General features: G+C 69.2%; 17 protein-coding genes. 4 read left to right on the forward strand and 13 right to left on the reverse strand.

Features of this window, described 5'->3' with window-relative positions; all coding sequences use genetic code 11:
* The first annotated feature begins 11 nt into the window (after positions 1-11).
* Genes UC35_RS05595 through UC35_RS05605 form a run of 3 tightly spaced genes read left to right on the forward strand, consistent with a single transcriptional unit; the run spans position 12 to position 3285 of the window.
* Positions 12-2006, forward strand: a complete 1995-nt coding sequence (locus UC35_RS05595) for a DUF802 domain-containing protein (protein ID WP_061497006.1) — start codon at positions 12-14, stop codon at positions 2004-2006.
* A complete protein-coding gene (locus UC35_RS05600) occupies positions 2003-2665 on the forward strand; it encodes an OmpA family protein (RefSeq protein WP_061497008.1) in 663 nt (220 codons plus the stop codon). The genes UC35_RS05595 and UC35_RS05600 overlap by 4 nt, the downstream gene beginning before the upstream one ends.
* Complete coding sequence (locus UC35_RS05605; RefSeq protein ID WP_061497010.1) at positions 2662-3285, forward strand: DUF2894 domain-containing protein; 624 nt, start codon at positions 2662-2664, stop codon at positions 3283-3285. Before UC35_RS05600 ends, UC35_RS05605 begins: the two co-directional genes overlap by 4 nt.
* Positions 3286-3303: 18 nt before the next feature.
* On the opposite strand, the gene UC35_RS05610 is transcribed toward UC35_RS05605, so the two are convergent.
* The 4 genes from UC35_RS05610 to UC35_RS05625 form a co-directional block, all read right to left on the reverse strand.
* Positions 3304-4137, reverse strand: coding sequence for a hypothetical protein (locus UC35_RS05610; protein ID WP_061497012.1), 834 nt, complete (start codon positions 4135-4137; stop codon positions 3304-3306).
* Positions 4138-4294: 157 nt separating this feature from the next.
* Positions 4295-6328, reverse strand: a complete 2034-nt coding sequence (mdoH, locus tag UC35_RS05615) for a glucans biosynthesis glucosyltransferase MdoH (RefSeq protein ID WP_061497014.1) — start codon at positions 6326-6328, stop codon at positions 4295-4297.
* Positions 6301-7803, reverse strand: coding sequence for a glucan biosynthesis protein G (locus UC35_RS05620; RefSeq protein WP_415752695.1), 1503 nt, complete (start codon positions 7801-7803; stop codon positions 6301-6303). The genes mdoH and UC35_RS05620 overlap by 28 nt, the downstream gene beginning before the upstream one ends.
* Before the next feature lie 340 nt (positions 7804-8143).
* Positions 8144-8953: a class I SAM-dependent methyltransferase gene (locus tag UC35_RS05625; protein ID WP_061497018.1), complete on the reverse strand. Its 810-nt coding sequence runs from the start codon at positions 8951-8953 to the stop codon at positions 8144-8146.
* Positions 8954-8999: 46 nt separating this feature from the next.
* Here UC35_RS05625 and UC35_RS05630 point away from each other — a divergent pair, with 46 nt between their 5' ends.
* Entirely contained in the window at positions 9000-10022 is a 1023-nt protein-coding gene (locus UC35_RS05630; RefSeq protein WP_082792706.1) for an AraC family transcriptional regulator, read from the forward strand.
* On the opposite strand, the gene UC35_RS05635 is transcribed toward UC35_RS05630, so the two are convergent.
* The 9 genes from UC35_RS05635 to UC35_RS05675 all read right to left on the reverse strand — a co-directional run bounded on the left by UC35_RS05635 (position 10012) and on the right by UC35_RS05675 (position 15058).
* Positions 10012-10650 carry a DedA family protein gene (locus UC35_RS05635; RefSeq protein WP_082792709.1) on the reverse strand — a complete coding sequence of 213 codons (639 nt, stop codon included), beginning with the start codon at positions 10648-10650 and terminating at the stop codon, positions 10012-10014. The genes UC35_RS05630 and UC35_RS05635 overlap by 11 nt on opposite strands.
* Positions 10651-10844: 194 nt before the next feature.
* Positions 10845-11222, reverse strand: a complete 378-nt coding sequence (locus tag UC35_RS05640; RefSeq protein ID WP_061503690.1) for a hypothetical protein — start codon at positions 11220-11222, stop codon at positions 10845-10847.
* Between the two features lie 240 nt (positions 11223-11462).
* Positions 11463-11954, reverse strand: a complete 492-nt coding sequence (locus tag UC35_RS22930; RefSeq protein ID WP_227820454.1) for a GFA family protein — start codon at positions 11952-11954, stop codon at positions 11463-11465.
* Complete coding sequence (locus tag UC35_RS05645) at positions 11951-12169, reverse strand: hypothetical protein (RefSeq protein ID WP_061497024.1); 219 nt, start codon at positions 12167-12169, stop codon at positions 11951-11953. The genes UC35_RS22930 and UC35_RS05645 overlap by 4 nt, the downstream gene beginning before the upstream one ends.
* 3 nt (positions 12170-12172) lie before the next feature.
* Positions 12173-12895 (reverse strand): SDR family NAD(P)-dependent oxidoreductase, encoded by a 723-nt coding sequence (locus tag UC35_RS05650; RefSeq protein ID WP_061503691.1) that lies wholly within the window; start codon positions 12893-12895, stop codon positions 12173-12175.
* A 71-nt stretch (positions 12896-12966) separates the two neighbouring features.
* Positions 12967-13611, reverse strand: coding sequence for a glutathione S-transferase family protein (locus tag UC35_RS05655; protein WP_061497027.1), 645 nt, complete (start codon positions 13609-13611; stop codon positions 12967-12969).
* A complete protein-coding gene (locus UC35_RS05660) occupies positions 13608-14018 on the reverse strand; it encodes a VOC family protein (protein WP_061497029.1) in 411 nt (136 codons plus the stop codon). The genes UC35_RS05655 and UC35_RS05660 overlap by 4 nt, the downstream gene beginning before the upstream one ends.
* An 8-nt stretch (positions 14019-14026) precedes the next feature.
* On the reverse strand, positions 14027-14389 hold the full coding sequence (locus UC35_RS05665) for a DUF1801 domain-containing protein (RefSeq protein WP_061497031.1): 363 nt from the start codon (positions 14387-14389) through the stop codon (positions 14027-14029).
* A gap of 180 nt (positions 14390-14569) precedes the next feature.
* A complete protein-coding gene (locus UC35_RS05675; protein WP_061497035.1) occupies positions 14570-15058 on the reverse strand; it encodes a hypothetical protein in 489 nt (162 codons plus the stop codon).
* Positions 15059-15272 lie beyond the last annotated feature (214 nt).

The following is a 15272-nucleotide window of genomic DNA, read 5'->3' on the forward strand; positions in this document are numbered from 1 at the left end:
CCTCATCGACCATGAACAAACTATCTTTTGCATTGCCCTTTGCCATCGGCCTGGTGATCGTCGCCTGGGTCGGCATGGGTTTCGCCGCCGGCAGCTGGCTCCCCCTGGCGGTGACGGCGGTGATCCTCGCGGTGTACGTGCTGGGCGCCGTCGAACTGAGCCGGTTCCGCGCCTCCACCGCCGGACTGCACAAGGCGCTGCAGGACCTTTCCCAGCCGCCCGCATCGCTGGGCGACTGGCTGGAGCGGGTGCCGGCCGGCCTGCGCGCCGCCGTGCGCCAGCGGGTGGAAGCGGACCGCGGCACGCTGCCCGGGCCGGCGCTCACGCCTTACCTGGTCGGGCTGCTGGTGATGCTGGGCATGCTGGGCACCTTCCTGGGCATGGTGGTCACCTTCAAGGGCGCGGTGTTCGCGCTGGAGGGTTCGACCGACCTGCAGGCCATCCGCGGCGCCCTGGCCGAACCCGTGCGCGGCCTGGGGCTCTCGTTCGGCACCTCGGTGGCGGGCGTGGCAGCCTCGGCCATGCTCGGCCTGCTGTCGGCCCTGAGCCGGCGCGAGCGGGCCGAGGCCGTGCGCCTGCTGGACTCGCGCATGGCCGACGCGCTGCAGCCCTTCTCGCTGGTGCACCAGCGCCAGGAGAGCTTCCGCGCGCAGCAGCTGCAGGCGCGTGCGCTGCCCGAGCTGGTCGACGCATTGCAGGCCTTGATGCAGCGCATCGAAGCGCGCAGCGAGCAGCTGGACCAGCAGCTGCTGGAGCGCCACGCGCAGTTCCAGCGCGACGCCACGCACGCCTACACCGAGCTGGCGCGCGGCGTCGGCGCCTCTTTGCAGGAGAACCTGGTCGCCGGTGCGCGCCAGGCCGGCGAGACGATCCGTCCCGTGGTCGAGGGGGCGATGGCCCAGGTGGTGCAGGAATCGCAGCGCACGCACGAGCGCCTGGCCGCCGCGGCGCAGGCGCAGGTGGATGCGCTGTCGCAGCAGTTCGGCGCCACCGCCCGGACGGTCTCCGACTCGTGGACCGCGGCGCTGCAGACGCACGCGCGCACCAGCGAGGCACTGGCCACGCAGCTGCAAGGCTGCCTGAGCGGCTTCAGCGAAACCTTCGAGCAGCGCAGCGCCGCGCTGCTGGCCGGCGTGGGCGAACACGCCGATGCGCATGCGGCGGCGACGCTGGCCGAATCCACCCGCCTGCTGGAGCAATCGCGCGCCCTGGTGCAATCGCGCGAGGAAGCCGAGAGCCGCTGGGTGACCCAGCAAGGCGAGCGCATGGAGCAGCTCACGGCCTTGTGGCGCACGGAACTGGCCGCGCTGCGCGAGCAGGAAAACCGGAACGGCCAGGCCGCGGTCGAGCGCCTGGGCGAGCTGCAGGCCGCGGTTGCGCAGCACCTGGGCACCCTGGGCGCGGCGCTGGAAGCGCCCATCACGCGCCTGCTGCACACCGCCTCCGAAGTGCCCGAGGCCGCTGCCGGCGTGATCGCGCAGCTGCGCGAAGAGATGAGCCGCGTCGCCGAGCGCGACAACCTCGCCCTGCAGGAACGCAGCGAGCTGCTGGCGCGCCTGTCCGCGCTGCTGCAGTCCGTCAACCAGGCCGCCGGCGAGCAACGCGCCGCGACCGAAGCCCTGCTCGCCGCCGCCGCGTCCGTGCTGGAACAGGCCGGCGCACGCTTCGCGCAGGTGCTGGAGGCACAGTCCGGCCAGGCGGCCACCACGGCGGCCCACACCACTGCCAGCGCCGTGGAGCTGTCCAGCCTGGCGGAAGCCTTCGGCCACAGCGTGCAGCTGTTCCAGGGCGGCAACGAGAAGCTGGTCGAGACGCTGCAGCGCGTGGAGGCTTCGCTGGAGCGCTCCACCGCGCGCAGCGACGAGCAGCTGGCCTACTACGTGGCGCAGGCGCGCGAGGTGATCGACCTGAGCATCAGCTCGCAGCACGACCTGCTGGAGAACCTGCGCACACTGCAGGTCGCGCCGGCCAGGCCGGCCGCGGTGGCCGTCGGGGTGCCGGGATGATGGAGCTGGACGAGGCCGACGGCGCCGCCCACGAGGTGGCGCCCGTCTGGGCCGTATTTGCCGACCTGATGTCGGGCCTGCTCGGCGCCTTCGTGCTGATCCTGCTGGGCGTGCTGGTGGTGCAGATGGACCTGGTGGCCAGCCTGGAATCGGAGATCGAGAAGCGCCGCATCGAGGAGCAGCGCCGCATGGCGCTGGAGAAGGCGCTCGCGGTCCCGCTGGCCGCCGGCCGCATCACCGTGAGCGACGGGCGCATCGGCATCAGCGGCAGCGTGCTGTTCGCCGTCAACTCCGACCAGTTGCGCCCCGAAGGGCGCCAGCTGCTGCGCAGCCTGGTGCACCCGCTGCGCGTGTACCTGGGCGAGCGCAATGAAATGCTGATGGTCAGCGGCTTCACCGACGACAAGCCCATCACCAGCGCCAACCATCGCTTCGAGGACAACCTGGAGCTGTCGGCGCAGCGCGCTTTGAACGTCACCCGGGCACTGATCGAGGAAGGCATGCCCTCCGGGCAGGTGTTCGCGGCGGCCTTCGGCGCCGAGCAGCCGGTGGCATCAAACGCCAACGAAAAGGGGCGCGCCCTGAACCGGCGGGTGGAGATGGCCCCGGTGCCGCGAGCGCCGCACGGCGCCAAGGGCACGGGAGGAGCGCCGTCTTGAATCCGGCCACGCTGCAGGAGCGCATCGCCGCGCTTCGCGCACGCGGCGCCGCACGGCTGGAGCCGGTGCGCTTCCACGCCCTGGAGTCGCTGGCGCGCCGGCTGCCGGCGCAGTCGGCGGACGTGCAGGCCGTGCTGAGCGGGAAGTTGCAGGCAGCGCTGGGCGAATGCGAGCAGCGCCTCGCGCCCTACCCTGCGCAGCCGGCGCCGCCCATCCGGCCAGCCGCGCGCCGCGCGGCACCGGTCAGCCCGCTCGCGCCGCTGAACCAGCAGTTGCGCGCCGCCGCCGCCGCGCGCGCCCTTGGCGCGGCCGGCGAGCCGCATGACCCGGATGAACTGGCCAGCGCGCACCGCTTCCGCCAGGCCTGGAGCCGCGGCCACACGCTGGACCGCCTGGCCCAAGCGCTCGCCCGCAGGCCCGCGCAGTCGGGGCCGCTGAACTCGCATGCGCTGGTGCTGCAGTCGCTGGCGATGATGCGCGAGCTGTCGCCCGACTACCTGCGGCGCTTCGTGGTCTACGCCGAGTCCTTGCAGTGGCTGGAGCAGGCAGCGACGCCGGATGCGCGCGAGTCCGGCAAGCCGGCGGCCAAGACGGCGCGGCGCGGGCGCGCGAAGAAATAGCGCCTTGGATGCGCTCGCTCAGCGCGCTTCGAGCGGCACGGTGAGCGTCACCGAGGCCTTGTGGCGTGCGTCCGCATCGGTCTCCACGGCGGTCGCCAGGCTGGCGCGCAGCGGCAGGTCGAACGAGGTGCTGAGCATGACCGATGAGACCGGCTCTTCCGCATGCCAGTTTAGCTGGCGCGTGTAGCGCAGTTCCGTCCGCGACTGCGAGAAGATCGGCAACTGGGTGCCCAGGCGCACGCCGGCGCGAGGCTCGGCCCCGCCCGAAGCGGAAACGTAGCTGTTGTCGGCGCCCTGGAACCCGGCATTCCAGCGTGAAAAGCCGGAGACCTTGGCGACCTCGAGGTCCCACTGCGAGCCCTGTGCGGTCGATGTCTTCGAGCTCGACAGCAGCGCCTTGGCGATATGGCCGCCGTCGAGCTCCTGCTGCAGCTGCAGCGCCTGCCCGCTGCGCACGGGTGTCCACTCGCTTTGGGTCTGCGCCGCCAGACCGGCGCCCAGCGGTGCGCTCCAGACCGCGGCCGTGCCGCCGGCCTGCAGTTCACGCAGCTGCAACTGGCCGCCCAGGATGCTGTTCGACAGTTCGAAGGAGGTATCGCCGCGCTGGAAGCCGTGCTCCTCGCTCGGCACCGCGCGGACCGTAGTGCGCAAGGTGCCGGCCGGCGTGGCGACGGCGCCGTCGAAGCGCCCGGGCGGAGCCGCGGCATCCTCCGGTCCCTGGCGCTCATAGCTGACCTGGACGCCCGGCGCCGGCTCCATCACCGCGCGGCTCTGGGCGCACGCCTGCCCTGCCGCCAGCAGGGCGAACAGGACCACGGGCGCGCGACGGCGAGTGAACAGCAGGCTGGGCATGGCTCTTCTGTTCGCATGGTAGAGCCAGCACCAGGGGAAGCACGAATCTCACACGCCAGGACAGCCTCTTCGGCGTTGACCGTGAAGAATGTCCGGCGATGGGGCGAATGTTTCGCGCTAAGTGCCGCCGCGGTGGGCACCGGGCGCCGCCGCCGGATCAGTGAAGGGGGCCGCCTCCGCCATGGCTGCGCCTTGCGCGCTCGCCGACGCGGTCGCCTTCCGTCCACGGGCCGAAGTCCGAGTTGGCCGCCGGCCGGGTGTCCGGCACGGTGATGATGGGCGACGGCATGCCAGCCAGGCGGAGCGCAAGCGCGGGCTGCAGCACGCGCCAGCGCGCCCGCCGCAGCACCCGCGGTGTGCGCCACTCCTCGGGCGTGAGCAGCAAGCCGGCCGCGCGGATCCGCTCGCCGACCCAGGATCCGCTCGTCAGCACCGCGAGCGGTGCGGCGAACAACAGCGGCAACGCCACCGGCAACAGCCACAGCGCCATGTGCGTGTTCAGCGCCAGCGCGCCGGCCAGCAGCACGGCGACGAGCGCGCTGATCGGCGCGGAGCGGCGCGCCGCCTCGGCCCAGGGAACAGCCTCGGCCTCGCGCGGCGGTGACTTCCACTCGAGCTTCCAGCCGGTCAGCGCGACGGCGACGAACACGCTATGCGCCGCCATGCGCAGCGGCGCCTGCAGCACGGAGAGCAGGCCCTCGAGCAGCGCGCCTTTCAACAAGGCCGCCGGGCCGCCATATGGCGCGGTCTCGCGCCGCAGCGCAATCACCAGCACGCCCAGCAGGCGCGGCAAGGCCAGCATGGTCACCGTGCAGGTCCACAGCGCCAGCACCCCCGCCGGCACGCCGTGCCCGGCCCCGCTGGGCGTGCCGGTGGCCAGCCACGCGAGCGCGCCCAGCAGCACGAACACCAGCCACAGTGGCGCCGACAGGTAGGCCATGGCGCCGGTCACCAGCATCGCGCGATGCACCGGGTGCAGGCCGGGCTCGGCCACGAGGCGCGCGTTCAGCAGGTTGCCCTGGCACCAGCGCCGGTCGCGCTGCAGCTCTTCGACCAGGTTGGGCGGCTGCTGCTCGTAGCTGCCATCGAGATCGGGTACCAGCCACACGTGCCAGCCGGCGCGCCGCATCAGCGCCGCCTCGACGAAGTCGTGCGACATGATGTCGCCCGCGAGGCCGCCGCGGCCGGCCAGCGGCGCCAGGCCGCAATGCTTCATGAAGGGCTCGATGCGGATGATCGCGTTGTGGCCCCAGTAGTGGGACTCGCCCAGTTGCCAGTACTGCATGCCGGCGGCAAAGAGCCGCCCCGTGACATGGCCCGTGAACTGCTGGGCCCGGGCGTGCAGCGTCGACAAGCCCCACGCATGCGGCAGCGTCTGGATGATGCCGGCGCGTGGATGCGCCTCCATCAGTTGCACCAGCGACACCAGGCACTCGCCGCTCATCACGCTGTCGGCGTCGAGCACCACCATGTAGCGGTAGTCGCGCCCCCAGCGACGGCAGAAGTCGGCCACGTTGCCCGCCTTGCGGCGCGTGCGGCGCCGGCGGCAGCGGTAGAACACGTGCATGGCATCGCCCAGCGTGGCGCGCAGCGAACTCCAGGCCGTGACTTCCTGCGCCCGGGTGTCGGCGTCACTGCTGTCGGACAGCACGTACAGGTCGAACAAGCGCCCCGCGCCGGTGGCGACGAGCGACTCGCAGGTCGCCGCCAGGCCGGCGAACACGGTGGCCGCGTGCTCGTTGCAGATCGGCATGATGATCGCCGTGCGCGCATCCGCGGTGATCGGCCGGTCGGCCACCGAGGCCGCGCTGAGCGCATGCCTGTCGCCGAGCCATTGCACGACGAGGCCCATGAGCGCGGTGGCGAAGCCGGCGGTGACCCAGGCGAAAAGCAGCGCATAGAGCGCCACCAGCGGAATGCGCAGCATCGGATGCGCGCCGGACGCCAGGCCTTGGCCGAGGACCGTCGCCGCACCCATGGCCGACAGCACGATCGCCGACAGCAGCACGCGCCGCCGGCGCACCGCCGCCCGCTCCCAGGGTTCGGGCGGGTCGCTCCCCGTCGGGCCGGTGCCTTGGCCTTGCCGCAGCGCTGCAATGCTTGCGGCAAAGCCGAGCCAGGGTCGCGGCACCATCGAGCCGCGCCGGATCGGCGGCGCGCTGTTCAATCGGGTGGAATGAGCAGGGTCCATGTTTCGGTGAGGGCGTGGGAGCCCTGTTGCAGGAAGGCGCGCAGTTCCACCGGCTGCGCGGGGTCGATGCGCTTGACGCGCATGGTCATGCGCCAGCCGCCACGCACCTCGTTCGGATAGGCATTGCGTTCGACGACGCGGGCATTGGCCAGGGGCGTGACGACGGCCTTGACGTCGACCTCCTCCGGCGGCGCGTCGAGCGCCAGGCCGGCGAAGTCGACGACGAACTGCATCTCGTCGGGCCCCAGCTTCGCGTAACCACGGCCGAGCCGCGACTGCACGGTCCAGCCGTTCGGCGGCCGCTGCTGCGTGTCACCCTGCCAGTGGACCCGGTAGGCGAGCTCGAGTGGCTGGCCGGGTGCGGGCAAGGTGTCGGGCATCCACCAGGCGACGACGTTGTCGTGCGTCTCGTCCGGCGTGTGCAGCAGCAGCAGCTCGACCCGGCCCGGCCCCCAGCGGCCCACGGGCTCGATCCACGCGCTGGGCCGCTTTTCGTAGCGCGCCTCCAGGTCCTCGTAGTTGGCGAAGACGCGGTCGCGCTGCATCAGGCCAAAGCCCTTCAGTTCGCGAACCGCGAACGAAGATGCCATCGGCTTGCCCGGGTTCACCAGCGGGCGCCACAGCCATTCGCCCTCACCCGTGGCGATCATCAGCCCGTCGGAGTCGTGCACTTCGGGCCGGAACTCCCCGCTGCGGGGGCTGACCTCGCCATGGTGGAACATGCTGGTCAGCGGTGCGATGCCGAGGGTGGCGACGCCGGCGCGCAGGAACAGCGTGGCCTTCACGTCGACCACCGTCTCGTCGCCCGGGTGCAGCACGAAGCGGTAGGCGCCGGTCGCGCGCGGCGAGTCGAGCTGCGCGTAGACGACGAGTGTGTCGGCACCCGGAGCGGGCCGCTCGACCCAGAACGACTTGAAGCGCGGAAACTCCTCGCCCGCGCCGCGCACCGGATCGATCGCCAGCCCGCGCGCCGACAGGCCGTAGCGCTGGCCACGGCCGAGCATGCGGAAATAGCTCGCGCCGAGGAACACGCCCAGCTCGTCGCGGACGGTGGGCGAGTTGAGCGGGTGGTGGATGCGAAAGCCCGCCATCCCGATGTCGCCCCAGCGCGCCGTCGCCAGGCGATTGCGGCCGTAGTTGAAATCGCGCGGGTCGAAGCGCAGCGGGCGCACCCCGGCCGCCGAGACCTCGTGGATCGTCACCGGCACGGTCTGGTACTTGCCCAGGTGAAAAAATTCCAGTTCAAAAGGGAGCCGGTCCGCCCGCCACAACGCCCGATCGGGACGAAAGCGGATGTCGCGCAGCTGGTCGTAGGTCAGCTGCGCCAGCTCGGCTGGCGTGGTTTCGGCCGGCGGCCGGTACGCCGCAGCCGCCTCCGCCTTCGCGAGGGCGACGACGTCTTCGTAGCCGAAGGCCATGGCGAGCCTCGGGAGGCCGATCAGGATGAGCGCGGCGGCCGCGCAAATAGACTTCAAGGTGAGTACAAGCACCGTAGGCAACTTCCGTTTGCTTGATGAGGCGGCCGGACAGCCGCCGCGCCGGAGTTAGGAGCAAACCCCGTGCCAAAAAGAGAGCGATCAGTCGGATCCACCACTTGCCAGTTAACAACCTCGGCAATACCGAAGGCAGTGCTAGCCGCGGGGCCTATCGCGCTCGAGGTCGTCCGCGCGCTTGGGTCTTGTCATCCGCATCCCGCTCTCCAGACAAGTTCATCAGCCTATCGCCGAACTTGGGCTTGAGCTGTCGGCTGGATGCGCAGCCGCGCGTCGGCAAAGAATGACCCAGCAGCAGTGGCTGAGCAGTGGTGGCCAGGCCTCACTTGGAGGCGCAGATCAGCAAGGCAGGCATGGTGAAGGCCACTTGCCCGCCGGCATTGACGAAGGGCGCGAACTCGAGCCGCGCCTCGCGCAGCAGCTGTTCGAACTGGCCATCGTCGAGCAAGCCGCCGAGAGTCCACACGCAGGCGCGCTCGGTCGACACCAGCGCTTCGACCGATGCGAAGCGAACCGTTCCTTCGCGTCGCACCACCTGGGCGTCCCGAATGCCCGCCTGCGCGCAGAGCGCGAGCAGGCGCTGCTCGTCGCCGAGCGCGAACGGTGCGCGAAACGCGCCTGCAACGGATGGGCCGAACAGGCGCTCCAGCAGCGCATCGAGCGCCGCGTAGCCGGCAGACCGCGCCAGCGCGTCGCACACCGCGACGGCCAGGCGCCCGCCGGGCCGCAACACGCGCTGCATCTCGCGCAGCCCCGCGACGCGGCCCTCGAAGAACATCAGGCCGAACTGACTGAGCACGGCATCGAAGGCGGCGTCGCCAAAGGGCAGCGCCTCGGCGCGGCCATGGACCCAGGCAATGCGCGCGACCTTGCGCCCGGCAACGGCCAGCATCTGCGGGCTGGCATCCAGGCCATGCACCGCGCCTTCCGGTCCGACGCGGTCGGCGAGCGCGAGCGTCAGCGCGCCGGTGCCGCAGGCGACGTCGAGCACCTGCTGGCCGCGCCGGACCTGTGCCGCATCGCAGAGGACCGGGCCCCACTGGCGAAACAGCGCCGGCACGAACTGTTCGTCGTAGATGTCGGCGGGGGAACGCCCCGCCGAGTCGGGCCGTGAGTCGGAAACCAGGTTCATCGCAGCCCTCCTTCAGTGGATCGGCAGGCGTAGCATGGGTGGCACGATGAACGCTGTCCATGCTCCAGCGTCCGCTTCGCATGCCGCGCCGTCCGCCGATGTGCTGTCGGACGTGTTGCGTTCGGTGCGGCTAACCGGGTCCATGCTGTTCCTCGTCGACGCCACGACGCCCTGGCGGTCGTGGGCGCCGCAGACGGAGGCCTTTCGCCGGGTCGTGCTGCCAGGCTCTCAGCACATGGTCTCCTACCACGTCGTGACCCGCGGCCGCTGCTGGGCCGGCCTTCGCGATGCGCCGCCGGAAAGCTTCGAGACGGGCGACGTGCTTGTCATCCCGCACGGCGACGCCTACTTCCTGGCCAACCCGCCCGATGCCCGGGCCAGCTACGGCCCCGAGGAGGCGGTCGCGTTTTTCCGGCAGATGGCTGCCGGCGAACTGCCCTCAGTGGTGCCCGAAGGCGGCGGCGGCGCGCAGCAGACGCAGTTCATCTGTGGCTTCCTCGGCTGCGACCGGCGTCCGTTCAACCCCGTGCTCGCCTCGCTGCCGCGGATGATCCACCTGCGCGGAGCGACGGCGCTGGACGGCGCGATGCGCCACCTGGTCGATTTCGCGCTGTGCGAGTTGCGCGAGCCAGCGCCCGGCGGGAAGGACGTGCAGCTTCGGCTGGCCGAGCTGATGTTTATCGAAGTCGTGCGGCGTTGCCTCACGACCATGGCGGCCACGCAGGCCGGCTGGCTCGCCGGCCTCGGCGAGCCGATGGTGGCGCGGGCGCTGACGCTGCTGCATGGCGCGCCCGCCAGGCACTGGACGCTTGCCGAACTGGCCACGCAGGCCGGCGCCTCGCGCTCGGTGCTGGCGGAACGCTTCGTGCAGTTCGTCGGCCAACCGCCCATGCAGTACCTCATCCAGTGGCGCATGCAACTGGCCACGCGCATGCTGGCCGAACCCGGCGCGAAGGTCTCCGGGGTGGCTGCGGCGCTGGGCTATCAATCGGAGTCGGCGTTCAGCCGCGCTTTCAAGAAATGCGCAGGCGCTGCGCCCGGCGGCTGGCGCCGGCAGCCTAGCGAATGAGGGCCGCCGTGTGCCCGACGCAATCCGTTGCCGGGCGAGCGGCGCGAAGTCGCGGCCAGCGGTAAGCCACCAGGCCGACGATCAGCCCGGCTGACAGGAAGCCGGCCAGCATGGCCGCGCCGTCCAGCGCAGCCACCAGCTGCTGCACGTCCGCGCTGAGGAACACGCCCGCCCCCAGGAACAGCACCGTCCACGCAGCCGCGGCGGCCAGGCCATAGGCGATGAACCGCGGCCACGGCATGGCGAGCGCGCCAGCCAGGGGCGCCGCCACGACGGACACGCCCGGCACGAACTTGGCCGCGATGAGCGAGAGGCCGCCCCAGCGCTCGATCAGCGATTGGCCTTGGCACAGGCATGCATCGCGGCGCCCGGAGAAGCGAAAGACCAGCCGCAGCACCCGAACGCCCCATGCCCTGCCGCCCCAGAACCAGACAGCGTCGCCCGCGAGGTTGGCGAGCACCGACGCGGCGGCCACGCCCCAGATCGAGAGCTGACCCGCCTGCCCCATCGCGCCCGCGAACACCAGCAGCAGCGAGGCCGGAACCGGCGCACCGATGCGGGCGGCCAGCGTCACCAGGAAGACCGCCGCGAGGCCGTGCTCGGTCAAAAACAGTAAAAGCTCTTCCATGGTCGATCGCTCTGCGGAGGTGAGGCTGTGGGTCGCGCCATCCCGGGAAGCCTTTGCCGGCTGGCCGGGGTGGCGCCCATGGAATGAAGTCTCCCCGGCGCTGGTATCGAGCTCACTTCAGCGACGCGCCCTTTTGCAACCGCCGCGTAACTGAGCGGCAGCAAAATCGGCCGATGAGCCTGGAGATTCCGGATTCAGCGGTTGCAGGTCGCCCGCGCCTTGGGCATGAACAGCAGCACGAGGAACACCAGCAGCAGAGCCAGCACGATCAGCGTGACGGCACCGGGCATCCGGACCGGTTGATGCGCGAGTTGCGCGGAAAGGACTCGCCAGCCCTGGACCAGGGCCGCTACCAGCGCCAGCCACCAGGCCCATGCGAACCGGCTCCACAAGCCAATGGCCAACACCAGGGACAGCAGTCCGACCAGCCAGCTGATCGCATGTGATGCGCTCACGCGCACGGTCAGCACATTCCCACCGGCGCCCAGCTGAATGGGCCCGCCGATCAGGACCCACAGGGCGTAGCCCAATGCCAGCAGGGCGGCCAGCCTGATCGCGGTCGGCCCGCTCATGGCGCGCACCCCGGTCCGAAACTGCGCGATGCGCAAGCTGCCAATGAATCGATGCCTGCTGGTCCGGCCAGCAAAAGAATGGCCCCGCCCATGAGGCCGCTCGTGTCCGTCGTCACATCCGTCCCAAGAAATTTCTGTACGACGAGATTGTGCAGTGAGCCCGCGGCTGGAGGAATCGGTGTTGCATCCTGGCGTCAGCGCGACCGCCAGGTGGATCCCGATGGATGGGGCGCAGTCATGTCAACCGGGCTCGCCGGGGCCATGACGATGCTGTCCCGATGCTTTCCATAGGCGAATGTATTCAGCAGGATCCTCGGGCTCGGTCTCATAGCGCGGGACCCCCTTCGGAAAGACGAACCAAGGGAGCGCGCTGCGCACAAACTGATGCGCTATCGGTGTGAAGCTCCCGGCTTGCTCCAGCATGCCTGGCCGCAGGATGGCCAGTTGGGGCCGGTGAACGGGTTCCGACCACAGCCGAATCTGGCAGGCCGGGCACACCTTGTTATTGCGCTCTCGTCCGTCATTCGCGATGGACGGCACCAGGACTGGTGTTCCCTCGAGGACTTCCAGCGCATCCCTTTGCACCCACATGGACAGGAGCAAGGCGCCACCCGAGCGACGCTGGCAGTCGGTGCAATGACACGCATAGAGCGTGAGCGGCTCGGCGTTCAGCCGGAACCTGACCTGGCCACAGAGGCAACTTCCCAGGTAGGGTGGCATGCAGGCTTTCACGGGACCCTCCTGACGTCGCCATTGCCAGGGGTGGCGCTTTCGTGGAAGAGGTCGAACAGGTACTGCTCCAGTTCGGAGTCCTCGATGAACTCCGGGATGACAAAACCGGCCGGCGTGCGCTTTCCATCTGCGCCAAGCGCATAGGCCTCCCAGAGGCCGCCGCTGCGCCGGATCAGGAACATGCGGCCGAAGACCTTGAAGCGTTGCCCGTCCATATCTCAGTACCGCGCGCGGCCGCCGGACATGTCGAAGACGGCGCCTGTGTTGAAACGGCTTGCCTCTGTGCACAGCCAGGCGACGAGATGGGCCACTTCGCTGGCATCACCGAGGCGCCCCATGGGGCTGTCACGGACCATCTGGCCGACGACCTCCGGCCCGAGGTCCCGAATCATGTCCGTGTCGATGGGACCCGGGGCCACGCAGTTCACGAAGACATGGTGCTGCGCCAACTCCCGGCCCAGCGCCTTGGTGAAGGAAATGATTCCCGCACTGGCCGCGGAGTACGCCACGATGCCCGCCAAGCCCTCTTTCCCTGCGAGTGAGCCGAGGTTGATGATCCTGCCTCCACCTTGCCGCACCATGATAGGCACGACTGCCTGGGTGACCTGCATCGTGCCCAGGAGGTTGACCTCGACGATGCGCCGCCAATCCGCCGGGGGGTGGGCGGCGAAGGTGCTGGTCCTTCCCAGATAGCCCGCGTCGTTCACCAGGACGTCGATGCGACGGTCATCGGGCCATGCGGCCACGGCCGTGGCGACCTGGCCGGGCTGGGTGATATCGACGACCTCTGACCTGGCCCCCGGCAAATGCGCGGGGTTCGCGTCCCAGATCGTCACCTGGCAACCATTGGCGAGGAGCAGCTCGGCAATCGCGCGTCCGATGCCCTTCGCGGCACCGGTGACGATGGCGGACTTGCCTTCCAGATCGTAGGTATTTGGCATGGCTTCTCCGAGTGGCGCGACCACGCTGGGGACTGTACTCCCGTCGAGCTCCGGCGGCGGGGCGAAGTCACTCACCCGTCCGGGAAGCGGCTTTCCCAAAGCGCCTTCAGGCGCGGTTCTTCGTCGACGCGCCTGATCGCCGGCGACATGCGCGGCGCCTCGGCGTGGAAGCGTTCGCGCCACGGACCGAAGCGCGACACCACGGCGACGTAAAGATCGAGCACGCTGAGCTCGTCGCCAAGCAGGTACCTGGCCGGGCTCAGTTGCCCGTCCATGGTTCGCCAGCAGAAAGCGATTCGCTCGTGCACGGCGCGGACGACGTCGTCCCTCGCCCCCTGCGGCGCACCGATCCGACTCACGTCGGGCTTGATCCAGTGCAACGCGTAGATGGCGGAGGAGACGAACAACATCCAGCGCAAGAAGGGCCCGCGCGAAGCGGCCGCGGCGGCGGGCGACAGCCTGAACTCAGGGTGCAGGTCCGCCAGGTAGATCAGGATGGCGGCGCTCTCTGTCAGTATCTGGCCGTCCGGGAGGACGAGCGTGGGGATCTGGCGCATCGCGTTCTGCTCGCCGACGCGCTCGCGAGCCGCCTCGGAGGCCCAGGTTGCGCCCTCAATGAGCTTGAACGGAATGTTCAGCAGAGTCAGTGCTGCTTCGACGGCAACGGAGCCGGAGGCTGCGGCCCCGTACAGGGTGTGTTCTTGGGACTGGGTCACTGTTGGTGGTGGAGGTCGGCACGCACGTCCTGGGCCCCAGGTTCGTGGCAAACCACTTCGATGTTGTGCCCGTCCGGGCCGATGACGAAAGCCGCATAGTAGTTCGCGTGGTAGTGCGGACGCAGGCCCGGCGCACCATTGTCCTTGCCACCCGCCTCCAGCGCCGCTCGATGGAAAGCATCGACCTGCTGGCGATTCTCGGCCGTGAACGCCAAGTGGAGATGCGCCGGCTTCTCCGCCGTCTGGAACAGGCACAACGAAGCCTTGCCACCCGTTGGGCAGAGTTCAATCCCGTACGTCGGCGGGCCCTCCGAGACGACAGCGACGCCGAGCGGCTCGAGTGCCTTGAGGAAGAACGCTTTGCTCGCGGCATAGTCGCTGACTCCGAATTTGACGTGGTCGAACATGCGTTCTCCTAGCCCATGCGGTTGAGCTCGGCCGCCCTGATGGCCAGACCAAGGACTGTCTCCCTGCGAAGTGGCGTGTCTTGCCGAAGTTCCAGGGTCGCCATCTCATACTTTCCACCCGGCTTCAGGCGCGGCTCGATATCGCGTAGACGCTGCCCTCGCCAGAACCCGAAGAGAACGCGGGCTGGTTCGGGTCGGATCAGCAGAACCGGGCCGTTCATGAAGTAGACGATGTGACCCCACTTCAGCCTCTCCTCGAGCTCAGGCACCGCTTCGCGAACTGCCGTGCGCAATGCCTTGGCATAGTCTCCTTGCCACCCGCTCAGGCAATCGATGTACTCATCTGGATTCTGCGCCGGTGTCAGGATCATCTTCACTGAAGGTACCTCGCCAATGGGTTCACGAAGACGAGACCCCAGGCACAGACTTCGTCCGGGTCGAACTCGTCCCCGAGGATCGTAAGCGCTTTGGCCAGGCTCAGGCCGGCGTAGGCGGCGAGGGTGGCACTCAGGCCCCCGGTGACGAAGACCCCCAGGGATGACAGCCCGCTGCTAGCGCCTGCTGCACGAGCGGGCACTGACCCTGAGTTCGCTCCTCAGATGGTGGCCCTGCGTTTTTGCATCCGCCCAGATGGCCCTCAAGAGCCGGCGGCAAGACACGTAGTTCTTGTTCGGCGATAGCGCACCGCCATCCGCGAATTGCTGGTCGAGTCTCGGAAAATCGGCGAGCACCTTCTTCGCCAGCAGAGTCGCTGTGCTGAGACTATTCAAACGGACAAGTTCACCCTCAAAGACTTCGTGATCGCTCTCGCAAGCTGTCCAAAGCCTTTCTGCCTGGGCATACCTGACCCGTACCGTATTGAGCGCTCGCGAATCCGGTGTGCCCTGCGTCCACAATACTGCCTCCAGCGTCGACAGGGACTCGTTGAGTTCCCCCAGCTCGCGTATGTAGTCTCGAAGTGAGGGTCGATCAGCGGACTCCATCTTCGCTTCAAACAAAGCCAACGACTTTGCTGCGTCGATCACAATCGGCATCTCCATGGGAGACATCGGGAGCGTGGATTCCACTACCGAACTCCCAGGCGCGGTAAGAGGGGGCATAAAAAGCCGAGTCAGCGATTCCTTGAGTCTCTGCATAGCCGCTCCGCCGATGGAGGTGAAGGCTCCCAAGTTAGCGCGCCAGCCTCGAAGCGTTGTAGGAACCTTGTCCCGAGATTGGGGGGAGAGTCGACTAGCCTCGAATGGGAGTATCTGC

The organism is Ramlibacter tataouinensis (genome assembly GCF_001580455.1).
Lineage (GTDB): Bacteria > Pseudomonadota > Gammaproteobacteria > Burkholderiales > Burkholderiaceae_C > Ramlibacter > Ramlibacter tataouinensis_B.